Here is a 25,536-nt window from a genome sequence, read left to right as displayed (position 1 = left end):
ACCTGCCAGCCCCGGGTTATTCGATGAATTTACTGTTTGTTATAACGGATCGCAAAATATTCGAGGTTGCTCGAATGTTCGGCGGCCAGCGCCGCACCGCTTTTGCTCTGGTTCAGACGCGCATTGGCGTAGTCGCTGCCGTCGCTGCAAAGGTCGCTCGTCGGACGCAGGCGGATGTAAACGTTCTCGTGTCCGAGAATCTCCTGAGGCAGTTCGAAATTGATGCTCTTGTAGGCCACGCACGACGAATAGAGCGTATTCGACCAGACGGAAACGTCGGGAATGGTGTATTCGCCGATCAGGTTCCACTGGGCGTCGTCCTTCTCGGCCTGCGAATCGGTGAGCGCCCACTCGGCGCACCAGAAGCGGGGCGAATAGAAGGTCTGCTGCGTATTCATGACGGAAATCTGCATCGAGATGTGCGAGGTCGTGATCCCCTCGGTCGAGAAGTTGATCAGCCACGCATAGGGACGGTCGGTGTCGTCGTCCCACCAGAAGTGGTTGGCGAAAGAGGTATAGCAGCTTCCGCCGACGTTGCCCTTGCCGCGCAGGCCCGTGCTGCCGCTGTAATTGATCTGGGGCGAATTGGTGGCGATCGCCTCATTGCTCGTCCAGCCGCCCGTGCCGCAGGCCGCGTTCTTGTCGGCGGCATAGGGACCGCACCACTCGACCGTTCCATCGGGATTGCGGCTTACGAGGTCGTTCATCAACGGATTCCAACTCTCCTTCGAGGGGTCGATCACGATGCCGATGCCGTTCTTGTTGCCGAAATTGGCTCCGAAAAGATAGCCGGCATTGTTGCCGATCGGGCCCAGATACTCATACGTGCCGCCGCCCCACATGTGCTGATTGTAGGTCCCCTGCAAATACTCCTTGCTCTCCGACCCCGAATACTTCTGCTGATAGGTGTGCGTCAGGTAACCGTTCGTGCCGTAGGTGGGTTTCTGGACCCGGTTCTCCTTGTCGGGATTCCAGTAACGATACTCCGTCAGCAGAGCCGAGAAGCTGTCTTCGACGCTGTTCTGCATGTTGTCCCAGATGTCGCCCTTGGTCTGGTGGCGGATCTGGTAACGGCCGATGAACCCGAGCGTCGGATCATCGTCCATCTCAGCCGGGTCGGCTCCGTCGCGCCAGTCGAAACGCGGGAAACGCTCATGGACGATCACGCCCGAAATCCGGCCCGAACCGTAAGGCAGACGCGTACCGTCGCTGCGATAAGCGCAGTTGGTGTTGGTCAGCATATACATGTCGTCGCCGTTGACATCGCGGACGAGCAGCGGGTATTTGCTGATACGGTGGGCGTTCGTTCCGATGGCATAACCCTCGTTGATAGGCGTGATAGCGCCTTTGCGCACGGGAAACTCGACCTCTTTGAGCGTAACGTAGGTATAGATGTCGTCGTCGGTAAGCTGGCCCATGTACTTCTCCTTCACGGGCACGTCCGAAGCCGAACCCGCGACACGCGAAATGACCATGGCCTTGGTGACGTTGCGCAGTTCGTAGCGGTCGGGATTCTCAACCAGATAGCCGGACGCGCCCTGAATGAGAATCTGCACATGATCGTACTGGTCATACACATTGTCCTCGGCCGTCGCGGTCTGCACGGCAATACCGTACTGTCCGTCGAACGATTCGAGATAGACCGTTCTTTCCGACACGGTATAGTCGATCGTCGAAGTCGTGAGCTGCGTGTTTTCGCCGGCATTGCGGTTCGCCGTGTTGCTGACCACGATGCCCTCGACGATGACGTAATCTTCGATCTTCTTGTTGGCGGCGTACGTCCGGCGGAATTCGTCGAACGTGATTTCGCGTCCGAGCGTCTCCCTGGCGGTGCGCTGCAACAGGTTGAACTCGACGGAGACAGTTTCGTCCCAGCCGTCGGTAAACGAGAGCGACACGGCTGCCGAACGCGGAATCTCATCCGCGGAATTGGCCTCGGTAGCGATGACCAGTTCGCGCTTTTCGCTGTCGGAATCCACGATCTCGATTCGCTCGATCCACCCGGCGTTCTCGGGATCGGAATATTCGGTGTCGACCGTGATTGCCGAAAAAGGAACGTTGGTGGTGATGACCGACTTGTTCTCGCCCCCGGCTCCGGCAACGGTGACCGACGAGTTGTCGAACTCTATCCGCGCGTCGATGAGCGCTTTCTGTTTGACGTAGAGCGTATCGCGGCGGGAATCCACGTCGGAGCAGAGCACGAATCCCGCCTTGCGCTTGAAGTCCTCGTTGAATTCGCATTCGGCCGTGATCTTGGCTTTGCCATTCTCCGTCGCCCCGCAGGTCAGGCTGAGCCAGTCGGCCTGATTGATGCGCTCGATATGATACGAGCTGTTTGTATAGATGTCGATATCGAACGTATTCGCATCGGCTTCGACGACAAACTCCTTTTCCAGCGCACCCAGTTTGACGAGGTCGATGTCCTCGGCATCCGCATTGGCGCAAGCCACCATGCCCCCGGACAGGGCCACGATGCTTAAAAACTTAATTATCGGTTTACGACAGTTCATATAGTCTGAATTTTATGCGTTGTTTGTCTGGTCCCCGTCCGTGCGGCAGCCAACCTGCCGCACGGACCGAAGACATTTAGTTATAACGTACCGTGATCGTACCGATACGGGCCTGGCTGTTGCCCGCCGCGACGGACGAGGTCAGCGTGCCCTTCTCGATACCCAGAGCCGTCAGGTAATTCGAGGCCGTAGCTTTCGGATCGATGTCGGTAACTTTGTCGGCCACTTGCAGCCGCAGCACCACCTTTTCCTTGCCGAAGCAGTCGGCAGGCAGCCTGCGCAGGTGCTCGGTGAAGCCCGGCGTCGAATCCTGGGAGGTGGTGGACCACCACGTTATCGAACGTTTTTTGATGACCGGGCAGTCGGGAACGGGCAGGAACGTCCCGCCGCCGTCGACGGAGTAGAGCAGATTCCAGTGCGCAGGACCGGAAAGCGTGGTATTGCTCATCGAGCCGTGCCCCCAGGTGATACCGAAAATCAGGTTCGACCCGCTGATGCCCTGCGTCGAGAACGAAATGTCGAAATACCTGCCTTCGTCAGCCGTGAAGTCCCACCACTGCTGGGTGAACATGATTCCGCCGTTCGACACCAATCCTTTCTGTTCGGTCGTCGAACCGCCGTTACCCGAGCAGACTACGTTGTTGAAGTCCGCCGCAGCGGCCTGCGCAGCGCCGTATTTGTTGATCTCGCCCGCACCGATCTCCGGAACGAGGTCGACCTTGCGATCGTTCCAGTTCCACTCGACGACAGTCTTCATGAAAGGTTCGTCGTTCAGCGCGATCTCCTCTTTGGTCATGGCGCGCAGCTGATAGCGGCCGAGATCGCCGTAACGGACGGGGGCGACATCGTCGGCGACGACGATGCCCCGGAACGTACCCGAACCCTGTGCGACGACCGAATAGAAATCCAGATCGCGTCCCGAGCTGTGGCGTCGCCATGACACGGCGGCATTGGTCAGCATGAAGATGGTGTTGCCGCCCTTGTCGTAGCACATCAGCGGCGCCACGTCCCAGCGCGGTGCGGTAGCCGTACCGATTGCGTTCAGCGCATCCTTGAACGAATAGCCGTCGGTACAGTTGGTATAGGCGCCGTCCTTGCACATAATCTCCAAACCGGTCACGGAAACCAGCGTGTAAATATCGGCATCGGTAAGTTCGGCGATGCTTTTGGTCTTTACGGGAATCTTGAATTCGTCGGGAACCGACGTTTCCAGAACGTTCGCTGCGGTGAGCCCCGAAATGGTATAGCATTCGGGATCGGCCTTCTTTTCGAGGGTGGCACCGGCGATTGCAAGCCGCACCTTCGAGAAACGGGCCAGCGTGTTGTCTTCGGCGGTCGCAAACTTCAGGCAGAAACCGTACTGCCCGTCGAGACTCTCGATGTAGACCGTCCGGTCGTTCTCGCCGCGGTCGAAGAAGAACTGTTTGGTCTGGGGACTCGAAACGATGTTCTTGCTGGCGGGATCGCTGACGACGTACCCTTCGATATACTGCGCGATCGTGATCTCGCCCGGAGTCAGGGCGCGCACGGTCGCGAAGTCGGCAGCAGCAGGATAGGGTTTCTGAGTAACCTTGCACAGGGCCGAAGCGGATGCCCCCGAGGCGTCGGTAAAGCTGAGTTTGATCGTGGCGGTACGCGGCGCCGAGCCCTCGTTCATCGTCAGCGAGAACGCCAGCCCCTCGTCGGTGATCTCGGGCTTCAAAATCCACTCGTCGCCCTCCCCGACAGGCACGTCGTACACTACATCGTATTCGACCTGATCGGAATAGGGCACAAGGTTGTTGGTCATGGCCGGAACGACGCACTGCTGGCCGTATCCTTCGTAGGTCTCCGCCTCGCTGTCCAGTTTGAACACGGGGACGGCGCTGCCCTGCGTAACGGTCAGCACCGATTTGAAAACGTCGCCCTCGACGTTCTCGATGAAAACGGTCAGGTCGGCCCACCGGACGAAGCCTGTTTCATTCTCCGCGGCTTCGAACTGAACGCCCTTGTGCGTAATCGAAACATTGGAGATCCAGGGTGCGACGGGCTCCGCCTGCGGCCCGTCGTCCCCTTCTTCGCCCTCGTCCTCCCCGGCACGCGTCACGACGGGAACGGGCTCGTTGGGCAGGCCGTTCTCGTCGTAATAGGTAACGGAGGCCTCCATATCGTCGATGCTGTAACGCAGGTTGGTGCTGATCGGAGCCATGATCCGCGACTGCGCTTTGAGCAACGTGACGGCGGGTTTCGAGAATGCAATCGACGGATCGGTGACCGTCCCGGCCTGCATGAACATCACGGTGTCGGCCAGAGCGCCTTTCTCGAAGATGACGCCGACTTTTCTCGAAAGGCCGTAGTTGGCCGCATACGTGAACACGATTTCGTGATTGCCGTACCCTTCGAGTTTGTTGAGCGACGCCCATTTCACATTGCGCGTAAAGCGGGCCTTCCAATCACCGGTCGAATAGACCAGCACGTGCGTCGATCCGGCATCCTTGGTCAGCGACAGCTCCCGCGCCGAAACCGCCAGGGGCAGTTCCAGTTCGAAGTCCTTCTGACAACCGGTCAGGACCGCCGCAAACGCCATGACGGCGGTCAGCAGACCGGCGACCGATCTTTTCTGTTTATCGAATATTGTTTTCATAGTCTGAAAATTTCGGATTTTTACAAGCCGTAAGCCTTGTATTCATTATTATCGAGATTGTTCTTCGAATAGGTAACCTCCGTATCGGGAATCGGATAGTAACGGTGGCACGGTTTGATGCGGCTGGTCGCCGTGTTGAGCTGCAAATAGCCGTAATCGCTGTTATCCGTCACCGCTTCGTACCAGATGCCCCAGCGAACCAGATCGTACTTGCGCTGGAACTCGCCGAAGAGCTCCCGGGCCCGCTCGTTGCGGATCTCCTCTTCGAGACGCGCGGGAGTGCGGTAAGTGTAATTGGCCAGACCGGCGCGCGTACGGGTCATATCGAGGTATTCGACCGCCTTCTCGTAATTATCCTTGTAGAAATAGCATTCGGCCATCATGAGCAGGGCATCGGCATAACGGAACACCTTGTAGTTGTTGCCGTCGGCCGAAGCCTGCATGTTCGGACTCCAGAACTTCGGCCCGCACCACGGACGGGTGTTCGTGCTGTTGAACGTCTTGTCCCCGTAGCCCCAGGCCATGTTGTATTTGGCGCGAATGTCCTTGCCCATTTTGGACTGGAGCCCCTGACAGAAATAGACGTTCGGACGCATGGCGGCCCATACGGTCGCCTGATCGCCGAGTTCGGGAATCTCGACGCCGTCGTAAATGGCCGAATTGGCCGAACGCGGATAAGGCTGGCAGATGCAGGCCACATTGGAAGTATAGGTCAGTCCGCCCTGGGTATAAACATGCTGAATCTCCATAATGGATTCCGGCGTATTCTTGTTCCGGAACAGAATGTTCTCCGCATAGTCGTACTGCGACAGCGAGCCGTAGATCGTCTCTATCTTCTCCAAAGCGTCCAGAGCGGTATCCCACTCCTTGTTCCACATGGCCATCTTGGCGACGAGCATATAGGCACAGGCAGCCCCCAGACGGTTGGCCTCGTTATCGTAAGTACGGGTTTGGGCGGCGAGGGGAGCTATCGAGAGCAGGTCCTCGATAACCTTGTCGCGGGTTTCGCCGGCGTCCATGCGGGGCAACACCTGAATCCGGTTCAGCACTTCGTTGTCCGTAACGTCGTCGAAATAGAACGGGACATCACCGAAAAAACTGGTCAGCGTCCAGTAAAAGAATGCGCGCAGGGTTTTGGCCTCGCAAAGCAGCTGATAGTACTGCTGCTCGCTGAGAACTTCGTTCTGAAAGGCCCGTTCGATCCCGTTGACGGCGAAATTGCATCGCTGAACGCCGAGATAGCCCTGTGTCCAGACGGTCGAACCGAGGCGCGGCACGGAGGGAGAGATGTCCAGACTGGCATCGAGCGTACCCGAAGGACAATATGCAATGTCGGTGACACACTCCGTGGCGATCATGTAGGTATAGTTGTAGATCGTTTTGATCGGAATATAGCAGCCGTTCACAACCGACTGACATTCCGAGAATTTACGGAAAAAGTCATCGGGGCTGGAAATTCCGGACGTATCCTCGTTCAGCGAACACGACTGAAACAAAAGGAGCACAAAGCCGGCGGCCGCAAAGATCATATGTTTGATTTTCATCGTTTTCATGCTGTTAAATTTAGTATCTCAATTGAAGGCTGAATATGATGGTGCGGGGCTTGGGATAGGCTCCCAGGTCCATACGGCGCAGCGTCGACGACGTACCCTCACTGGAAACGTCGGGATCGAAGCCGTTGTATTTCTTCCACAAATAGAGATTTTCGCCCGAGACGCTCAGTGTCAGATCTTTCAGCCACGAGCATTTTTTCCTCAGGTCGAACGTGTAGGAAAGCGTGACGTTCTTCAACCGGAGATACGACGCGTCGTGGATCATGAAATCGCTCGGCAGGGCGGCGTCGCTCTTGGCTCCGGCGCGCGGAATATCGGAATCGGGGTTGCGGACGGGATGCCACGCATCGAGCATATAGCGATACTGGTTCGAGAACTGGGACCCCGCCATGTAGATTTCCGAATAGTTGTAGATCTTGCCGCCGAGCGAATAGGCGAAATAGACACCCACTTTCAGGCCGTAGATGTAGAACGTATTCTGCAAACCTCCGTAAAGATACGGGTCGGCGTTGCCCTGGTAGATCAGGTCTTCCTTGGACATCACGCCGTCGTGGTTAATGTCGTAGTAGCGCGGACCGCCGTCGGAGTTGGACGGACTGACATAGGTTTTCGTAATCTTGTTTTCCGCCCGTTCCTCCGCATTTTTCCACGTTCCGCCGTATTTGAAACCCCAGAGCGAATTGAGCGGATAGCCCTTGACGTAACCATACATCATGTAGGGGTTGTTGCCCGGCGAGTTGTAGGCCGAGATGAAATCCTCGGAACCGATGTCGTCGACCATCTGGTCGTTGTGCGACATGGTCAGCGTCGTCGACCAGTGGAACTTCGGACGGATGATGTTCTGACTCTCGATCGAAAGTTCGACGCCCTTGTTCGAAGTCGAGCCGATATTGGTCCAGCGGGAGGTGTAGCCCGTCTGGCTCGCAACGGCCAGCGACATCAGCAGGTCGGTCGTTTTGGACTTGTACGCCTCGGCCGTGATATTCAGACGGCCCTTGAACATGGACCAGTCGAGCGCAATATTGTATGCGGCGGTTTTTTCCCACGTCAGGTCCGGCGAATCGAGGCGGCTGCGGTAGAATGCAACGGGCTGCGATCCGGCGAACAGGTAGCCGCCCGTCGTCGACGAAAGCGTGGCCAGCGAACGGTAGGTGCTGATCGCGTCGTTACCGGTCAGTCCGGCGCTCATACGAATCGAAAGGTCGTCGATCCACCGGCAGTTTTTCAGGAAATTCTCATTGGCCAGGTTCCATTTGAAAGCGGCCGAAGGGAAGAAGGCCCACTTGTTGTTGGCCGCAAAGTTCGAAGCGCCGTCGTAGCGTCCCGTCACGGTCAGGTAATAACGCGATTTCCAGTTGTAATTCAGACGTGCGTAGACCGACATCTTGGTCTTCTTCGAATAGGACGTACCGGCCGAATAGGTCTCCTTGTCCAGAACCGCATTCATGTTGTTCCACATGATGGCGTCGTCCATGTACCCGCTGCCGGAGAGGTTGAAATCATGCGAAGCGAACCGGTAAGCCGAGAAACCGCCGAGAACATCGAGCGAATGATCGTTCTTTTCGAACTTGTATCCCGCGGTGGTCTCCCACGAGAACGAATTTTCATCCCAGTCGGCACGATAGGCTTCGCCGCCTTCATTCTCGCCCTTCTTGGGCAGAGTTCCCGGGTAGTAACGGTAGGTATGGCGCTGATAGAGATAATACGAGAAGGTACTGTTGATCGTGAAATTCTTCACCGGTTCCAGTTTCAGCGAGAAGGCGTGGTTGTTCGAATGACGTTCGAGGTAATAGGTGTTCTGGTCGATGAGCGCACGAGGGGTGTTCACCTTCTGTCCGTTGTAGTACAGGGGGTTGTAGGAATCGTTCGGCTTGAGCATCGGCGAGAGGTACTGCGCCCCGCTGTACCAGGCCGTACCGCCGATCGTGGCCTTGTTCTGGTCGTTGTGCCGCCAGGTATACGACCCCGTATAACCGACTTTCAGCCACTTGAACAACTGGCGTTCGAGGTTGATACGCCCCGTGAAACGCTGCTGTCCGCTGTCCTGAATGATACCCTGGGTGTCGTTGTAGGAGAACGAAGCGTAATAGGACGACTTGTCGTTGGTGCCCGAAAGCGACAGGGCGTAGTTCGAGTAAACCGCCGTGCGGGTGATCTCCTTGATCCAGTCCGTTCCCTCGCCCAGCGACAGCGGGTCGGGGTACACCGAACCGGAAAGCGGGGTGTCGCTGCCTACATCGGGGTGATTGGCATCGCCGCCGAAATAGGCGTAGTCGTTACGATACTGCGCGAACTCGGAAGCGTTCATGATATCGAGCCGGCGGGGCAGCTGGGAGAACCCGATATCGGTCTTGAACGTGATGTTCGTCTTGCCCTGGGAGCCGAGGCCCCGCTTGGTCGTGATCAGGATAACGCCGTTGGCGCCGCGCGAGCCGTAGATGGCCGTCGACGAAGCGTCTTTCAGCACCGAAATGGCGGCGATATCATCGGAGTTGATGTCGTTCAGGTCATGGATGGCATCCATCACGCCGTCGACGACGATCAGCGGTTCGTTAGAGGCGTTGATCGAGCGCGTACCGCGGATACGGATGGTCGTGGTAGCGCCCGGCTCACCCGTGGTCGACATGAAGTCGGCACCGGCGATACGGCCCTGCAAGGCGTTGTCTACCGAAAGTACGGGCACGTCCTTGATATCGTTCATCTTGACCGTGGCGACCGAACCCGTCAGGTCCTTCTTGGCGACCTGGCCGTAACCGATGACCACGATCTCGTCGATGTCGGTGGACGAATCCTTTTCCATCCGGATATTGAAATTCGTCCGCGAGCCCACGCTCAGCGTTTGCGGCTTGTAACCGATATAGGAAACGTGCAGCGAATCGGAAGGCCCGGCTTTGATGTTGAATTTGCCTTTCGCATCGACGATCGTCCCCTGTTTACCGGAGGACAGTACCACCGTGGCACCCGTCAGCGGACTGCCGTCCGAATCGACAACGGTTCCGCTGACCGTACGGGCCTGCTGCTGAGCGGCCGCCGGCCCCGCATACGCCGCAAGCAGCGTCACTACCGCCACCAGCGACATCACTCGGACGGATGCTCTCATTATTTGAAAAAATCTATTCATTTTAGGCTTTTTTAGGTAAAACGACTTATTCCATTTCCATGCTTGCTACTCCTCGAAAGGCGCCCCGAGAATGACATCCCTGCCGCTGCCGTTGTTCTGGGTAAAATAGTCCTGCCCGTCCGCCTCCAAACGGCGGATGTAAAAATTATCGAGGAAAATACGGCTGTTGGCCGCCGAGGGCTGCGCCAGCGACCCGCAGGTGATGCGAATGCGCGTATTGACCGTAATCGGGTTGGCCTTCGTGCTGACCACGAAGATCAGGAAATCGCTTCCCTCCCACATGTTTTCGGGAAACTCATCGCTTCTGGGATCGTAGTAGACGGTTTCCAGATCGATCGAAGTCTTTTCGGAATCGGCGAAATCGGCAATCACACCGCCGTCGAGCACCTCGACCCGGATCTTGTTATCGTCCTTGGTTCCGGTGTAATAATCGGTGTAGGCCACGGCCCTGAACGAAACCATGAGCATCGAATCGCTCCGGAGCGTATTGGTGTAAGGCGAGATCAGGTCGGCGCCGTGCCCCTTGTCGTCACCCAGTTTCAGGTAACCGTTCTTGCCGTAGCAGTGGGTGACGGTCTCCCCTTCGATTTTCGTGGACGAGAAACCGTAGTTTTTCTGAGCGGTCGTCCAATTGTCGATCGAAGTCTCGCCGTCGGTGAAGCGGGGGTCCTCCTTTCCGTATTTCATGGACGAAAAATCGTTGCTTACCCGGGCCGTGGAGCCCTGGTGGACCGGAATAATCCGGTTGTAGTTCAATCCGCCGTCGGCCGCCGCCAAAATCAGCATGCCCGTGCGGCGCGTATAGTAACTGGATGTCTTGCTGCGACGCTGGACATTCAGGGTTACCACACGGCGTCCCGACTGGGGCTCCACCGAGTAATCGGGCAGGAGCGTGACCCAGGGCGTCGTGGCGTCGTCCTGCCACGACGCGGTGAAATCGACGTTGGAATCCACATAAATTCGGGCGAGCCCGCCTCTTACGTCGACGTAAGCGGCGTCGATGGGCTCCCCTCCGGTCGGTTCCGCATAGACTGCGATCGACTCGTTGCGCTCGGAGTTCGAATGCGTTTCACACGATGCAATGCCCGCTGCCGCCACCAGAAGCGCGAGACCGGTCAACCTTCGTGAAAAACGGATGAAACTCTCCGTCAAAACTGTTTTTCTCATAAGTAAAAAGGTTAGCGATTGGTTGTATGTTCTCTGAATCGGTTATTTCAGTTCGAAATCGACCAGTATCGGACGGTGGTCCGAAGGGTCGTAGAAGTTCGATACATAGGGGCTCTTGGTCGCCGATGTCCACTTGTCCACGACGATCAGCGCATTCACGATACGGGCGTACATCGAAGGCGACGCATAGATGTAATCGATGCGGGCGTTACCGTAGGTCGACGATACGAAACAGCCCGGATTGCGCTCGGCGATGATATCCACCAGATCGGTATGGTCCAGAATGTGGTTGTGGACCAGCAAACGGGTATCGTCGGCGGGATAGCCGTAGTACCAGTTGTCGAGGCGCGAACGGGAATTGAAATCGCCCATCATCAGCCAGTCCTGCTGAGCGGCGTATGCCGGATCGTTCACCGTCTTCGCGCAGATGTACTCGATTTCGAATTCGCGGTACTTGTCACCCTCCTTCCTGGCGGCACTCGCTTCGCGGTCCGCCGTGCCGGTAACCCCGTAGGCATAGGCCTGCGGCCACGTATGGAGCGTCACGAGGTTGATTTTACGCCCCTTCACGGTGATCTGCTGAATGCCGGCGCCGTGGGAGATCGGTTTGCCCGCCTGGTCCGAATCGGTTATCTTCAACAGCGTTTCGATCGGATATTTCGAGGTAACGGTCTGCGGATAGTTGTCGCGGTGGCCGCCGACGGCCGTGTACGAATGGCCGTAGCGTGCGGCCAGTGCGGGCCATCCGGCCGGCAGGAACCTTTCGGACTCCGGTGCTCCCGAGTTCGTATTATTCTTGTAGATGGATGCCGACTCGCACCAGATGCAGACATCGGGATCGTATTTTTTCACCCAGGCGACGAAATTGCTGTAATTGTTCCCCTGATCGGACCACATGCCGTTCTGGATATTCCAATAGAGAACGCGCAGGTTGTCGGCGCCCCGCGCCATTTCACCCAGCGAGCGGACCTCGATATTGTCGAGATAGAACCCGTGAACGCCGCTGCCGGTGTCGTTGCCGCCCCAGTAGAGCATCGTGCCGTCGGTGGCATTGTTCACGACGACCTCCACCCGGTGCCACTTCTTGGCCGCCGACTCGCCCGACGGAAGCGTGACGTGCTTCTTCTCGACGATATATTTCCCCGCAGCGCTCAGATAACCCGAATTCTCTGCTGTCAGAGGTATCTCCTTGCCGTCGACCGAAGCCGATGCGATCATGCCTCCGTTGACGACCTGAAACAGCAGCAGGTCCGTAGATCCGTACTGGTAGCAGAAATCGAACGAAACCTTGACGGAACGGATGCCGTCGATGGCCTTCAGGGCTGCGGTCTGGAAAATGCCGCGTCCCGTGTTGCCCGCACCGCAGGCGAGGAAGCCCTGATACTCCTGACAGCGGAACATATAGGTATAATCGCCGATATTGCGGCTGGCGACATACGTATCGGACATCAGGTGCGACGTGCCGACCGTCTTGCCGCTGATTTCGTCCCAGGTATTCGACTGGATGAAAGCGGAACCCGGATTGTTGCAGGACACCTTTTCAAAAGAATCCGCATAGCCGTCCCGGTCCGTCCCCGTAGCGGCCGTGATGGTTTCGGCCGTCGGCGCATATCCCGTCGATTCCTGACCGGCCATGATATTGCCGCCCCATACGAAATTATCGAAGCTCTCGGAAAACAAGAGATCGGCGTCGGGAGCGTATTGCAACGCCACAGCGGTAGCTCTGCCCGCTTCGAGCCGGGCCGGCGACAGGGTATGTTCCATGGAGCGGTGCTCCGAATCGGACACGGTGATTTTCAGCCCCGACGCATAATCGCCCGGAGCCAGCATAATGTAAAAGTGCTTGGGCGTACTGCTGCTCAGCGGCACGCAGTCGCCGCCGTCGGTACAGTTGAGCACGGCAAAACCGACGCCTCCGGTCATTTTAAACCCTCCCTGCGACGGCAGAAAATTCGCAAATCCGGCCAGAACGTCCGTTGCGGAACCGCTGACCTTCACGGAGGATATTTTGGCCGAACCGGTCAGCGCCAGGTCCAGTACGGCGAAGGCATCCTCGAATACCATCTTGTTGCCGTTCTCCTTGGTGTAGGAGCCGTACATGGGGTACGACTGCAACGATGCGGCGGTAGCCTCCCAGAACTGCGAATAAGGCAGTTTCACCTCCGTATAGGCCGACGAGCCGTACCAATCCTGAGAACCCGAGGCGGTCAAAACGGCGTTATACGCACCCGAACCCGACGCAGCGACCTCTATGTAACAGCGTCCGCTATCGTCGGTCACGACCGGATAGGATTTCCCGTTGACCTGAACGGCCGACTTTTTCCAGACCCGATCCCCGACGCCCATCGACCTGCGAGCCGCATTTTCCGACTCGGTCAGATAGAACCGGACTTTGCCGTCCACCACCTGAATATCCTCGTAACCGCCGCCCGGATTCTCGGGACCGCCGGGATCGTCGACGCCCTTTTCACCGCCGCTACAACTGGGACCGGTCAATAACAGGACCGACCCTAAGATACAACTCAACAATTTTTGGAAATTTAAGATCATAATGTATGGTTTTAGGGGTTGATCGAATCGGATTCAGGGTTGGAGAAGGGCACAAAAAAACCGTGCATACATTGCCGGAAAGGCAATATATACACGGTAAGTCGGTATGTTAGTTAAAGGATCGCTCTCTAAGCTACCGTCGCTGAGGGGGGGGGAATTTTCCCATTCGTACCATGCACGTTTTGCATCGCATACGAACGGAAACAATCAAACAAGCGGCAGCAAGAAAATTTCATTCCTTTTCGTTCAGGTTATTATTGGCTAACCAATTTTTTCTTTTCGCACCCTATTCGAGCCGAATACACAAAATTAAACAAAAAAAGGTTACATGCAACGCACCGGTCGAATTAATTTGATGAAATGCGATGAACACGCACCGCCGAATCAGATCAGAACATTGACTGACAGCCATTTGACAATCCCGCCACACGCATGACTTTAATCCGGCGAAACGGACGGCGGGCACGCACGCGCTTTTTCCGCAAAAAAACGGCCGGCTCCATAACGGTCAGCCGTTTTTTCCGTGTCTTATTAAAAACACATCATGCTCTATGAAGCCGGACAAACAGACCTGGGACCTTCTGATCGGTGCGCTCAAAGGCTCGCTCGACGCCGCCGAAAAGTTCCGATTCGAAACGTGGATCGCCGAAACGGAAAACCGCCGTTTCTACGACAACCTGACCCGCGTATGGCGCGAAATACAACAACGGGCGGCAGACTACGAGCCTGACCGCGACAAATTGTGGCAACAGTTGCGACAGCGCATCGGCACACCCGAAAATCCCCGTTCAACGCCGTGGGGATACCGTCGCGGAACCTCCCTGCTGCGTATGGTCGCGGCGGCCGCCGCGACCGTCGTCGTAACCCTCCTCATCGCACGCCCCGACCTGTTCCGGTCCGCAGCCGCCCCGGCCGAACAGCAGCTCTGCGCCTTCGAGGGCAAGTCGCACGCCCGGCTTGCCGACGGTTCGACAGTCTGGCTCCACAGCGGCTCGACACTCACTTACGATACCCGTTTCAACGACAAGGACCGAAGCGTGAAACTTTGCGGCGAAGGATTCTTCGACATCGCCAAAGACCCCGAACGTCCCTTCACCGTCGAAGTCGAAGGGCTGAAAGTCCGCGTCCACGGTACGAAATTCAACGTCCGCACCTCAGCCGCCGACAACACCGTATCGGTCTCGCTGATCGAAGGCTCGGTTTCGCTCGACGACGGCAACGGCAGCCATAGGCGGCTCCACCCCGGAGAGATCGCCCGGTACGACACCGCCACCCGCAGAATCGACATCGGGAACGGCAACGTGGCGATGGAATCGTGCTGGGCCGCGGGGAAACTCACGTTCGAGAAGCAGTCGTTAGGCGAGATATGCCGTTACATGGCCCGCTGGTACGGCACCGAAATACATATCGACCGGGCCATCGCCCACGACTACGCTTATACGTTCACCATCACCGACGAACCGCTCGAAGAGATCCTGCGCATCATGAGCCGCATCAATCCCATCGTCTATACCTTCTCCAAAGACAACTCGGTATCGATTTCCGAACTCGAATAATTCCGTACGGACCCTAAAAACGAATGCCTATGAAGTAACCCTCCGACCTGATTCCGACCACCCCGCAACGGCATCCGACCAATGCCCTGCAAACTTACCACAAACTTAAAACTTCCATTATGACGCATTTCAGACTGTTTGCAATCCTTTTGCTGCTGGTCGCCGGCAGCACGGTTGTATATGGCCAGCCGCAGGAACCGACTCTCGACATGGAGTTTTCGGACATTCCGCTCTCGGAGGCCATATCCCGGATCGAGAAGAACAGCAAATACACGTTCTTCTACGACGCCCAACAAACCGACCTTACCCGGCATGTGAGCCTCAAAGCCAGACGAACGCCGATTTCGAAGGCCCTCCGGGAGATGCTCGCCCCGACCGGACTCAACTTCACCATCACCGAACGCCAGATCGTCCTGATCCCGGCCCGTAAAATCCCTGCCAAATCCCGCACGGTCACAGGCGCAGTCCACGACTCGTCCGAAGCCCCGCTGGCAGGCGTCGCCGTCACACTCGTCGGAGACAACACCCGCGGCACGATAACCGCCGCCAACGGCAGCTTCTCGCTCACGGTTCCCGACTCCGACGTAACGCTCGACTTCACCTACCTGGGTTACGTCGGCAAGAAAATCCCCGTGCCCGCCTCGCGGAACAACCTGAAAGTATACCTCACGGAGGACGCCGTGAACATGGAGGACGTCGTGGTTGTAGGCTACGGAACCCAAAAGAAGGTGAACCTCACGGGAGCCATCGCCACGGTGGATGAGAAGCAGTTGCAGAACCGCTCGGCACCCTCGGTGGCCCATATGCTCCAAGGTTCGGTTCCGGGACTCACGGTTTCGACCTCATCCGGCCGGCCGGGCAATCCCGCCTCGCTCAACATCCGCGGCATCACCTCGATCAACGGCGGTTCGCCGCTGGTGCTGGTCGACGGGGCCGAAGGCGACCTGATGAAGATCAATCCCAACGATGTAGCCTCGATCTCGGTCATCAAGGACGCCTCGGCGGCAGCCATCTACGGCGCACGCGCGGCGTTCGGCGTGGTACTCGTCACGACCAAAAGCGGCGACTCGTCGGGCAAAACCCGCATAACGTACAGCGGCCGCTGGGGCTGGAACGAACCTACGACCTCGACCGACTATGAAACCCGCGGCTATTACTCGGTCTATCTCAACGACCTCTTCTGGCGTTCCTACGCCGGAAACAACTATACGCGCTACACCGAGCAGGACATGATGGAACTTTGGGCGCGCCGCAACGACCGCACGGAGCATCCCGACCGGCCGTGGGTGAAGATCGACCAGCGCGACGGCCGTGACACCTATGTGTATTACGGCAACACCGACTGGTATCACTACCTGTTCAAGGACGAACATCCGAACACGAGCCACAGCATCTCGCTGTCAGGCGGCAACGACCGCGTAAACTACCTGCTTTCAGGCAGCTATTACAGCGAGGAGGGACTTTTCCGCCAGCATCCCGACAAACTGCAAAAGATCAATTTCCGGTCGAAAATCTCGTTCGACATCAACAAGTGGCTCAAAGTCAGCAACAACACCAGCTACTACAACTACAAGTACTTCTACCCCGGCCCGAGCGACGTGAACACGGCCTTCTCCTGGAGCACCGTACATGCCCTGGCCTCGTTCGTCCCGGTCAATCCCGACGGCACGAGCGTCTACAACACGTCGTTCTCGAACTATCAGATCATGGACGGCCTGCCCACGATACTCAACAAGGACGGCCATACCAACGACGACCACACGGACAACATGTCGACCACGACGGAGCTGACCTGGACTCCGGTCAAAGGACTGGAAATCAAGGGTAATTTCACCTACATGTTCAACACCACGCGCTACACCAACCGTCAGGTCAACACCGAGTACTCGCAGTATCCGGGCGAAATAAACACGCTCACGTCCGGAAAGATGGAGGACAAGCTCTACGAAAAGAGCATGACCCACACCTACTACCAGGCCAACCTCTACGGCACGTTCGAACGCACGTTCGCCCAAGACCACAATTTCAAGGCGATGGTCGGCTTCAACTGGGAGACCAAATACCTCAAAGACGTGGCTGCGACGGGTTACAACCTGCTCTCCGAGACGCTCAACGACCTGAATCTCGTGGGACAGGGTTCCGACGGCGACAAGCGCATGGAGGTCGGCGGCGGCCAGAACGAATACGCCCTGATGGGCTTCTTCGGCCGTCTGAACTATGATTACAAAGGCAAGTACCTCGTCGAGGCGAGCGGCCGCTACGACGGCACGTCGCGCTTCAAACGCGGACAGCGCTGGGGCTTCTTCCCTTCGTTCTCGCTCGGATGGCGCATTTCGGAAGAGGCGTTTTTCGACGGCATCCGCGACCAGTTCAACAACCTCAAACTGCGTTTTTCGTACGGACAGTTAGGCAACCAGAACGTCGGTTACTACGACTACATCCGCAAGATCTCGATCAGCAACCAAAGCTACCTGTTCGGCGGCGACAAACCCACCACGGCGACCATCTCGGCTCCGGTGGCCTCGGACCTCTCCTGGGAGCGGAGCATCCACAAGAACCTCGGTCTGGACATGAGTTTCCTGAACAACCGCCTGGCGTTCTCGGCCGACTTCTACATCCGCGACACGAAGGACATGCTCACCGCAGGCATCGCGCTGCCGGCCACCTACGGTGCGGATTCACCCAAAATGAACAGCGCCGACCTGCGCACCAAGGGCTACGAACTTTCGCTCAACTGGCGCGACGAGTTCCAGTTGTTGCGCCGCCCGTTCTCGTACAGCGTGACGCTGACCTTCAACGACTACATCACCGACATCACCAGGTTCGACAACCCCGAACGCACGTTCGCCAAAACCTATTACGAAGGCATGCGCTGGGGCGAAATCTGGGGCTACCGCATCGACGGACTGTTCGCCTCGGACGAGGAAGCCCGCAACTATCCCGTCGATCAGAAGACCGTGAACGAGATCATCAACGCCTCGGCAGGCGCCGAAAAGGGACTCCGCGCCGGCGATATGAAATTCCGCGACCTGGACGGCGACAATGAAATCACCCTCGGCAAAAATACCGTCGACGATCCGGGCGACCGCGAGATCATCGGCAACAGCCAGCCGCGCTACCACTACGGAGCCACTCTCGCTTTGCAGTGGGCAGGCATCGACTTCTCGATCTTCTTCCAGGGAATCGGCCGCCGGGACTGGTATCCGGCAGCCAATGCGCTGGCATTCTGGGGTCCTTACGCGCGCCCCTACGCGACTTACATCCCCAAGAACTTCGTGCGGGAAATCTGGTCGGAGGAGAATCCGGACTCCTATTTCCCGCGTCCGCGCGGTTACACCGCCCTGCAGGGAACCAACCGCGAGCTGACGGCCGTCAACGACCGTTATCTTCAAAACATCGGCTACTGCCGTCTGAAAAACCTCACGGTGGGCTACACGCTGCCCAGACAATGGACCCGCAAGGCGCTGATCGAGAGCCTGCGCATCTACTTCACGGGCGAAAACCTCTTTACCTGGTCGGGCATCCACTCGGATTACATCGACCCCGAAATGGCCGCCACGAACGGCAACCTGCGCCTCTACCCCTGGCAGCGGACCTACATGTTCGGCGTGGACGTCACCTTCTAACCGCTAAAACGAGACAGCCATGAAAAAGATTCTATCGATACTGACCGCAAGCTGCATCCTGACGCTCTCCTCGTGCGAGGACTGGCTCGACAAATACCCGCTGGCGCAGATGTCGCCCGAGACCTTCTTCTCGAACGAAAACGAGCTGCAGGCTTTCAGCAACACGTTCTATACGATCTTCCCCGGCGACGGCCTCTACAACGAAGGCTACGACAACATCGTGAAAAACGAAATCGCCGCCGAAATGCGGGACGGCCGCACCATCCCCGCTTCGGGCAGCGGTTGGACGTGGACCGACCTGCGCAAGTTCAACACGCTGCTCGAATATTCGGGCAACTGCAAGGATACCGACGTGCGCAACCGTTACGACGCCGTGGCCCGGTTCTTCCGCGCCTATTTCTATTTCGAAAAGGTGAAACGCTTCGGCGACGTACCCTGGTACGCCAAGCCCCTCGGCTCGGCCGATCCCGAGCTCAAACGACCCCGCGACTCGCGCGAGTATGTCATGCAGCGCATGATCGAGGACATCGATTTCGCCGTCCGGCACCTGCCGGCCCAGCGCGACACCTATCGGGTGACGAAATGGACCGCCCTGGCCCTCAAATCGCGCTTCTGCCTCTTCGAGGGCACGTTCCGCAAGTACCACGGCATCGACGGCTACGAACACGACTGGAAATGGTATCTCGAACAGGCCGCCGACGCTGCCGAGGAGTTCATCACCAACAGCGGCTACTCGCTCTACACGGCAACCGGCACGGCGACCAGCTACCGCGACCTGTTCGCCTCGGAAAACGCCCAGGACACGGAGGTCATCCTCGCCCGCGATTATAATTCGGCGCTGGGCGTCTTCCACAACGCCAATTTCTACACCATCAGCGCCTCGTACGGCAAACCGGGCATGACGCGCAAGATCGTCGACAGCTACCTGATGGCCGACGGCTCGCGGTTCACGGACAAGGCCGGCTGGGAAACCATGGAATTCAAGCAGCAGTGTTCGAACCGCGACCCGCGTCTGGCCCAGACCATCCGCACGCCGGGCTACACACGCATCGGAGCCACGGCGAAACTGGCGCCGGACCTGGCGAATTCGATCACCGGCTACCACATCGTCAAATTCGTCACCGGAACCGCCCAGGACGCCTACAACAAATCGTTCAACGACCTGCCGATCTTCCGGTCGGCGGAGGTGTACCTCAATTATGCCGAAGCCAAGGCCGAACTGGGAACCCTGACGCAGGAGGACATCAACCTGTCGGTCAAACGGCTGCGCGACCGCGCGGGCATGCCCAACCTGATCCTCGACGACGCCAACGCCGCCCCCGACCCCTACCTGTCGGCCGCGAAGACCGGCTATCCCAACGTCACGGGGCCGAACAAGGGTGTGATCCTCGAAATCCGCCGCGAACGCACCGTCGAACTGGCCATGGAAGGATTCCGCTACTACGACATCATCCGCTGGAAGGAAGGTAAAACGTTCGAACAGCCGTTGCTGGGCCTTTACATCCCGTCCAAGGGCGAATACGACATCGACGGCGACGGAACGCCCGACGTCTATTTCGCCGCCAAAGGCGAAACGCCGTCGACCACGGCCAAACTGACACTGGTGATCGACCAGGACATCCTCTTCTCCGACGGTGACCACGGTTACATCTCGCCGCACAAAAACAATCCGGGCATCTGGAACGAAGCACGCGACTATTTCTATCCGATTCCGACCGATGACCGTTCGCTGACAGGCGGCGCCCTGACCCAAAATCCCGGATGGAATGACGGACTCGATTTTTAACCGAAAAACAACCTCAAATATGTTGAAACTCATGAAAAAATACCTGATGACCCTGTCGCTGCTCGGACTGGCGTTCAACGCCGCAGCATGTATGGAGAACGAACCGTTCTACAACCCCGCAATCCCGCCCCACGTCTCGGTCGACAACTCCAAGGGCGAGGGCGTGACGCGCCTGGTAACCTACAACGTCGGCGTCTTCAACAAATACATCAAAGACGACTACCAGCTCATCGCCGACATGATGAAGGAGATCGAGGCCGACGCCATCTGCATGAACGAGCTCGACAACAACACCAACCGTACGCGCCACGTCTATCAGCTCAAACATTTCGCCTCCCTGATGGGCAGCTGGGATTTCGAATACGGAGCGGCCATGCCTTACGACGGCGGCGAATACGGCGAAGGCGTAACCACCCGCGAAAAAGCCGTACGGAAATTCTCGGTGGCCCTGCCCAAGGGCGTGGGCGCCGAACCGCGCGTACTGGTGGTCATGGAGATGAAGGATTATGTGATCTGCACCTCGCACTTAGACCACGTTTCGGCCGAAGCCCAGGTGGGACAGGTGGAACTGATCACCCGAACGATGAAAGAGCAGTACGGCAACTCCGGAAAGCCCGTCTTCCTCGGAGGCGACATGAACGCCACGCCGAACTCGGAAACCGGAAAACTCCTCCAAAAAGACTGGGAGATACTGACCATCACCGGATTCGGCACCTTTCCGTCGGACAATCCCACGAAATGCATCGACTACATCATGCAGCTCAAAGGAACCCCGAAATGCGAAGTCGTGGGCTCACAAATCCTGCGCTGGTTCAAATCGGGCGACGTGACGAAGGCCTCGGACCACCTGCCGGTGATGCTCGACATCAAACTCCCGGCCAGGCAGTAATAATCACAGTATCCATAACCGATAACGAACACGACTTATGAAACGATACGCTTCCATCCGTCTTCTGGCGGCCGCCGCGCTACTGATCGCGCTGGGAGGCTGCAAGGACGACGACAAGGGATCGGGGCTGAACGGACCGGCCGTCCTGGCGATCCAGAACGCCGGGAACGAGCCGTTGGAGATTTCACTGCTCGAACCCAAAACCCAGACCGTCGACATCCGGGCCGTCGCCCGATCGGTCAGCGCCGAGAACCTCACGGTGACCTTCAAGGTCGACCGCACGCTGGTCGAGGCCTACAACAAGGCCCACGGCACGTCCTACGAACTCGTACCCGCCGAGGCCTATGAATTTTCGAAGAAGGAGGTGATCCTGCCCCGCTACAACGACGTTTCGTCGACGGCACAGGTAACCCTGAGCAGCGAGATGATGCCCGACGGCGAACAATACCTGCTGCCGGTCACCATCGACGAAATCAAGGGCGACGCCGGGGCCCGGACCTCCGACGAGGGCGGCGTCTACTACATCCTCTTCAACAAGCGCGTACTGCCGCCCGCCGAACTGCTCGACCGCACCGGCTGGAAGGTGGTCCACTGCACCTCGGAGTACACGCCGGGCGAAGGCAATCCCAAAACGGGCTGGGCCAAGGATGTGCTCGACGGCAATCCGGCAAGCTATTGGACCTACAATTTCAAGGCATCCGTCGGTCCGGTGGTCTACGTTCCGCTCTATTTCGTTTTCGATATGGGCAGGGAAGTGACCGTGCGCGGCGTCCGCATCACGGCCCGCACCAAAGCCGACGGCGCCCTGAACAATCCTCCGGGCGACATCACGATCGAAACGGCCAGAACCATCACGGGCGACGGCATGGAAAACGACGCGGACTGGACGTACGGCGAACGGTTCACCGGCACGAGTCCCGACGGGGCGTTCATGTCCCATTCGCTCCACAACTCGGTCTATCTGGGCGAAATCCAGCGGGCCCGCTACATCCGTTTCACGCTTCACATGTCGTGGAACAGCGGATCGAGCGTAAGGCCGATTCCGATGACCTACAAGGGCGGTACATTCGCCGAATTCGAAGTCTGGGGCAACCTCGAAGAGTTGGATCTCGACTGACAGCACTCCGCCTGCGGGAATTCTCCCGCAGGCGGTTTCAAACCATTAAATCCCGACCTATGAAACACATTCTCCTGTCTTTCGCCGCCCTGATGTCCGCCGCCGCGCTCTGCGCCCGGAACATCGACATCATTCCGCGCCCCGAATCTCTCATCCCGGGAAAGGGACAGTTCCGCATCACCGCCAAAACCACGATCGGAGCCCTTCCCGAACTCCGGCGCCCCGCCGAAGTGTTCGCCGCCGACATCGAGCCCGTCGTCGGGTATCGCCTGCCCGTGGCCGAAAAGGGAGCCTTGTCCCTCGCCGTAAACGATGCGCTGCAACCCGAAGAATACACGCTCGCGGTCACGCCCAAGGGCATCCGCATAGGCGGAGGTTCCCCGCAGGCCGTATTCCACGCCTTGCAGACGCTCCGCCAGCTCGTCGCTCCCGACGGAACCGTCCCCGCCGTCGAAATCGCCGACAAACCCTGCTTCGCGCATCGCGGGGGAATGCTCGATTCCGGACGCCATTTCTGGACCGTGGACGAGGTGAAACGCTTTATCGACATTCTCGCCATGCACAAGCTCAACAGGTTCCACTGGCACCTCTCCGAGGACCAGGGATGGCGCATCGAGATCAAACGGTATCCCCTCCTGACACAGATCGGGTCCATACGCAAAGAGACCGTCATCGGACGATACGACAAAACCGACGAAAGCCGTAACCGCTACGACGGAACTCCCTACGGAGGTTTCTACACCCAGGACGACATCCGCGACATCGTGGCCTACGCCGCAGAGCGCTATATCGAGGTGATTCCCGAGATCGACATGCCCGGGCACATGCTCGGGGCGCTGGCCGCATATCCGGCTCTGGGATGCCGCGGAGAGGGATACGAAGTATGGACCCATTGGGGAATATCCAAAGACGTGCTCTGCGCGGGGAAAGAGGCGACCTTCGAATTCGTGGAGAACGTTCTCGAAGAGGTTCTCGGGCTCTTCCCCTCGAAGCTCATACACGTCGGGGGCGACGAATGTCCCAAGGATCGCTGGAAGGAGTGTCCGGCCTGCCGGAAACGCATCCGCGAAGAGGGGCTCGCAAACGAGGACGAACTGCAAAGCTATTTCATGCACCGCGTCGAAAAGTGGCTTCACAAGCACGGCCGCGAACTCATCGGATGGGACGAAATCATGTCCGGAGGGATTTCGAAATCGGCCGTTATCATGGCATGGACCGACCAGTTCCGGGGCACCGAGGCCGCGAAAAAGGGAAACCGCGTAATCATGACCCCGAAGTGGAACTGCTACCTCGACTACGCGCAGACATCGCACCCCGAAAAGCTGGAACCCATCGGACCGACCCGATACCTCTCCGTGAGGCAGGTATACCGGCTCGATCCCTACGACCGGCTCAAACCGGACCAGTACAGGAACATTCTCGGCATTCAGGGAAACCTATGGACCGAGTACATCGCGGATTTCGGACATGTGCAGCGAATGACCCTTCCGAGGATGGCGGCGATAGCCGAAATCGCCTGGGCGTACGACCGAAAGGATTACGACGATTTCCGGCGCCGGGCGAAACGATTGCTGCCCGGCCTCTACGATCGAGCCGGATTCGATTACGCGAAATACTTTTTCCTTGACATCGAATAGTTCCGATGCGGAACAGCGGATCGCAGGATAGACTGCGGTCCGCTGTTTTCCCCCGAAAATCACTATCTTTGTACCATTTCGCATGACATCATGTCCAAGAACGAGTACGATCTGCAATTGTGGCTGCGCATCGCCGAAGGAGGGGGGGGGAAATTGCAGCCTTCCAGGAGTTGTTCGACCGCTACTATGCGCCGTTGTGCCGGTTCGCGGAGTTCTGGATACGCGACAGTACATCGGCGGAAGAGGTCGTGCTCGACGTTTACACCCATATTTGGCAGCATGCGGCAAAGCTGCGGGTGACGGGCTCGGTCAGGGCCTACCTGTTCCGGGCCGTGCGCAACCGGTCGCTCAATCATATCCGCGACAACCGGTTTTCCTACGTTCCTTTCGAAGAACTCGGGGATATTTTCGCAGGCCCGGGGGAGTCGCAGATAGAGACCGAGGAGATGCTCGAACTGGTCGCCGAAGCCGTTTCCCAACTTCCCGACCGCTGCCGGGAAGTGTTCCTCAAAAGCCGCAGCGAAGAGCTCTCCAACGCCGAAATAGCCCTCCGGATGGAAATCTCCGTCAATACCGTCGAAGCGCAGATGAAGAAGGCGCTGCGATATTTACGCAAACTGCTCGCCAAGGGGTGAGAATCCCGCGGTCGGACAACCGGAACAGCGTCAGAGGGAATTGAGGCACAGCCTCAAATCCTCCTCACTGGACAGCGCTCGGCACCCTGACGACGAAACAAACAGTTTCTTCACTTTCATAGGGTCCCCAAATGACGTTCCGGCGGCGGATTGGATTTTTTACGAAATTTGCCGTATCTTGCCGAAAATTCGAGATTATGACCGAGCAACTGCAATTCATACCCTTCAAATCCCGCTCCGACAAGGGTTGGGACGAGGCATGGGACCTCTACGAAATCTCTTTTCCCGACTGTGAACGCTGGAATGCCGCCGACTACGACCGCGCGTTCGGCGATCCGCATTTCGAAGCCGACGGCATCTGGCGCGGCGAGGAGTTCATCGGCATCCTCTTCCATTGGAAGGCCGGGGATTTTCATTACGTCGAGCATCTGGCCGTATCGCCCCGCCTGCGCGGTCAGAACATGGGTTCGAAAGCCCTCGCGGCCTTTGCGGAGGGCAAACGCGTCATCCTGGAGATCGACCCTCCGGAGGACGAAATATCCATCCGGCGCCTGCATTTCTACCAGCGGCTCGGATTCGTCGAAAACCCCCAGGAGTATATCCATCCCTCGTTCCGGAAGCCGTTCCACGCCCATCGGCTCGTGCTGATGAGCCGTCCCGGACCCCTCACGAACGAAGAAGCCCGCGATTTCGCGGACTTCGTGCGGGAGCGGGTGCTGCGCTATTCGGAGCATGAAGCCCCGACGCTGCCCCGGTTGGCGTAAAA

General features: G+C 57.9%; 14 protein-coding genes. 8 read left to right on the top strand and 6 right to left on the bottom strand.

The genetic code is table 11. The features are described 5' to 3' along the window. Window positions 1-29: 29 nt before the first annotated feature. From BLU78_RS06560 to BLU78_RS06535, 6 genes are all read right to left on the bottom strand, one after another. Window positions 30-2,510: a DUF5689 domain-containing protein gene (locus BLU78_RS06560; protein ID WP_010262140.1), complete on the bottom strand. Its 2,481-nt coding sequence runs from the start codon at window positions 2,508-2,510 to the stop codon at window positions 30-32. A gap of 76 nt (window positions 2,511-2,586) precedes the next feature. Beyond that, window positions 2,587-5,133: a BACON domain-containing protein gene (locus tag BLU78_RS06555; RefSeq protein WP_010262138.1), complete on the bottom strand. Its 2,547-nt coding sequence runs from the start codon at window positions 5,131-5,133 to the stop codon at window positions 2,587-2,589. A 20-nt stretch (window positions 5,134-5,153) separates the two neighbouring features. Continuing rightward, window positions 5,154-6,686: a RagB/SusD family nutrient uptake outer membrane protein gene (locus BLU78_RS06550; protein ID WP_010262137.1), complete on the bottom strand. Its 1,533-nt coding sequence runs from the start codon at window positions 6,684-6,686 to the stop codon at window positions 5,154-5,156. A gap of 10 nt (window positions 6,687-6,696) precedes the next feature. After that, window positions 6,697-9,765, bottom strand: a complete 3,069-nt coding sequence (locus tag BLU78_RS06545; protein ID WP_010262134.1) for a SusC/RagA family TonB-linked outer membrane protein — start codon at window positions 9,763-9,765, stop codon at window positions 6,697-6,699. 87 nt (window positions 9,766-9,852) lie between these two features. After that, entirely contained in the window at window positions 9,853-10,974 is a 1,122-nt protein-coding gene (locus BLU78_RS06540; RefSeq protein ID WP_026020715.1) for a hypothetical protein, read from the bottom strand. Window positions 10,975-11,016: 42 nt separating this feature from the next. Continuing rightward, window positions 11,017-13,500, bottom strand: a complete 2,484-nt coding sequence (locus BLU78_RS06535; RefSeq protein WP_231290815.1) for an exonuclease/endonuclease/phosphatase family protein — start codon at window positions 13,498-13,500, stop codon at window positions 11,017-11,019. Between the two features lie 575 nt (window positions 13,501-14,075). On the opposite strand from BLU78_RS06535, the gene BLU78_RS06530 reads away from it, so the two are divergent. The 8 genes from BLU78_RS06530 to BLU78_RS06495 all read left to right on the top strand — a co-directional run bounded on the left by BLU78_RS06530 (window position 14,076) and on the right by BLU78_RS06495 (window position 25,534). Further along, window positions 14,076-15,080: a FecR family protein gene (locus BLU78_RS06530; RefSeq protein ID WP_010262131.1), complete on the top strand. Its 1,005-nt coding sequence runs from the start codon at window positions 14,076-14,078 to the stop codon at window positions 15,078-15,080. 119 nt (window positions 15,081-15,199) lie between these two features. Beyond that, window positions 15,200-18,706 carry a TonB-dependent receptor gene (locus BLU78_RS06525; protein ID WP_010262130.1) on the top strand — a complete coding sequence of 1,169 codons (3,507 nt, stop codon included), beginning with the start codon at window positions 15,200-15,202 and terminating at the stop codon, window positions 18,704-18,706. A gap of 19 nt (window positions 18,707-18,725) precedes the next feature. Further along, on the top strand, window positions 18,726-20,492 hold the full coding sequence (locus BLU78_RS06520) for a RagB/SusD family nutrient uptake outer membrane protein (RefSeq protein ID WP_010262128.1): 1,767 nt from the start codon (window positions 18,726-18,728) through the stop codon (window positions 20,490-20,492). A gap of 19 nt (window positions 20,493-20,511) precedes the next feature. Then, a complete protein-coding gene (locus tag BLU78_RS06515; protein WP_010262126.1) occupies window positions 20,512-21,381 on the top strand; it encodes an endonuclease/exonuclease/phosphatase family protein in 870 nt (289 codons plus the stop codon). Between the two features lie 37 nt (window positions 21,382-21,418). Beyond that, window positions 21,419-22,498 (top strand): BT_3987 domain-containing protein, encoded by a 1,080-nt coding sequence (locus BLU78_RS06510; protein WP_010262125.1) that lies wholly within the window; start codon window positions 21,419-21,421, stop codon window positions 22,496-22,498. Window positions 22,499-22,557: 59 nt separating this feature from the next. After that, window positions 22,558-24,135 carry a beta-N-acetylhexosaminidase gene (locus tag BLU78_RS06505; RefSeq protein ID WP_010262123.1) on the top strand — a complete coding sequence of 526 codons (1,578 nt, stop codon included), beginning with the start codon at window positions 22,558-22,560 and terminating at the stop codon, window positions 24,133-24,135. Window positions 24,136-24,305: 170 nt separating this feature from the next. After that, a complete protein-coding gene (locus tag BLU78_RS06500; protein WP_010262122.1) occupies window positions 24,306-24,770 on the top strand; it encodes an RNA polymerase sigma-70 factor in 465 nt (154 codons plus the stop codon). A gap of 197 nt (window positions 24,771-24,967) precedes the next feature. After that, window positions 24,968-25,534, top strand: coding sequence for a GNAT family N-acetyltransferase (locus BLU78_RS06495; protein ID WP_010262121.1), 567 nt, complete (start codon window positions 24,968-24,970; stop codon window positions 25,532-25,534). The last annotated feature ends 2 nt before the right edge of the window (window positions 25,535-25,536 follow it).

It is taken from the genome of Alistipes timonensis JC136 (genome assembly GCF_900107675.1).
Taxonomy (GTDB): Bacteria; Bacteroidota; Bacteroidia; order Bacteroidales; family Rikenellaceae; genus Alistipes; species Alistipes timonensis.
This window is presented reverse-complemented; position numbering and strand designations above follow the sequence as displayed.

Coding starts and splice junctions, on each gene's coding strand:
- BLU78_RS06560 (WP_010262140.1), bottom strand. CDS start 2,510: ATGAACTGTCGTAAACCGATAATTAAGTTTTTAAGCATCGTGGCCCTG.
- BLU78_RS06555 (WP_010262138.1), bottom strand. CDS start 5,133: ATGAAAACAATATTCGATAAACAGAAAAGATCGGTCGCCGGTCTGCTG.
- BLU78_RS06550 (WP_010262137.1), bottom strand. CDS start 6,686: ATGAAAACGATGAAAATCAAACATATGATCTTTGCGGCCGCCGGCTTT.
- BLU78_RS06545 (WP_010262134.1), bottom strand. CDS start 9,765: ATGTCGCTGGTGGCGGTAGTGACGCTGCTTGCGGCGTATGCGGGGCCG.
- BLU78_RS06540 (WP_026020715.1), bottom strand. CDS start 10,974: ATGAGAAAAACAGTTTTGACGGAGAGTTTCATCCGTTTTTCACGAAGG.
- BLU78_RS06530 (WP_010262131.1), top strand. CDS start 14,076: ATGAAGCCGGACAAACAGACCTGGGACCTTCTGATCGGTGCGCTCAAA.
- BLU78_RS06525 (WP_010262130.1), top strand. CDS start 15,200: ATGACGCATTTCAGACTGTTTGCAATCCTTTTGCTGCTGGTCGCCGGC.
- BLU78_RS06520 (WP_010262128.1), top strand. CDS start 18,726: ATGAAAAAGATTCTATCGATACTGACCGCAAGCTGCATCCTGACGCTC.
- BLU78_RS06515 (WP_010262126.1), top strand. CDS start 20,512: ATGTTGAAACTCATGAAAAAATACCTGATGACCCTGTCGCTGCTCGGA.
- BLU78_RS06510 (WP_010262125.1), top strand. CDS start 21,419: ATGAAACGATACGCTTCCATCCGTCTTCTGGCGGCCGCCGCGCTACTG.
- BLU78_RS06505 (WP_010262123.1), top strand. CDS start 22,558: ATGAAACACATTCTCCTGTCTTTCGCCGCCCTGATGTCCGCCGCCGCG.
- BLU78_RS06495 (WP_010262121.1), top strand. CDS start 24,968: ATGACCGAGCAACTGCAATTCATACCCTTCAAATCCCGCTCCGACAAG.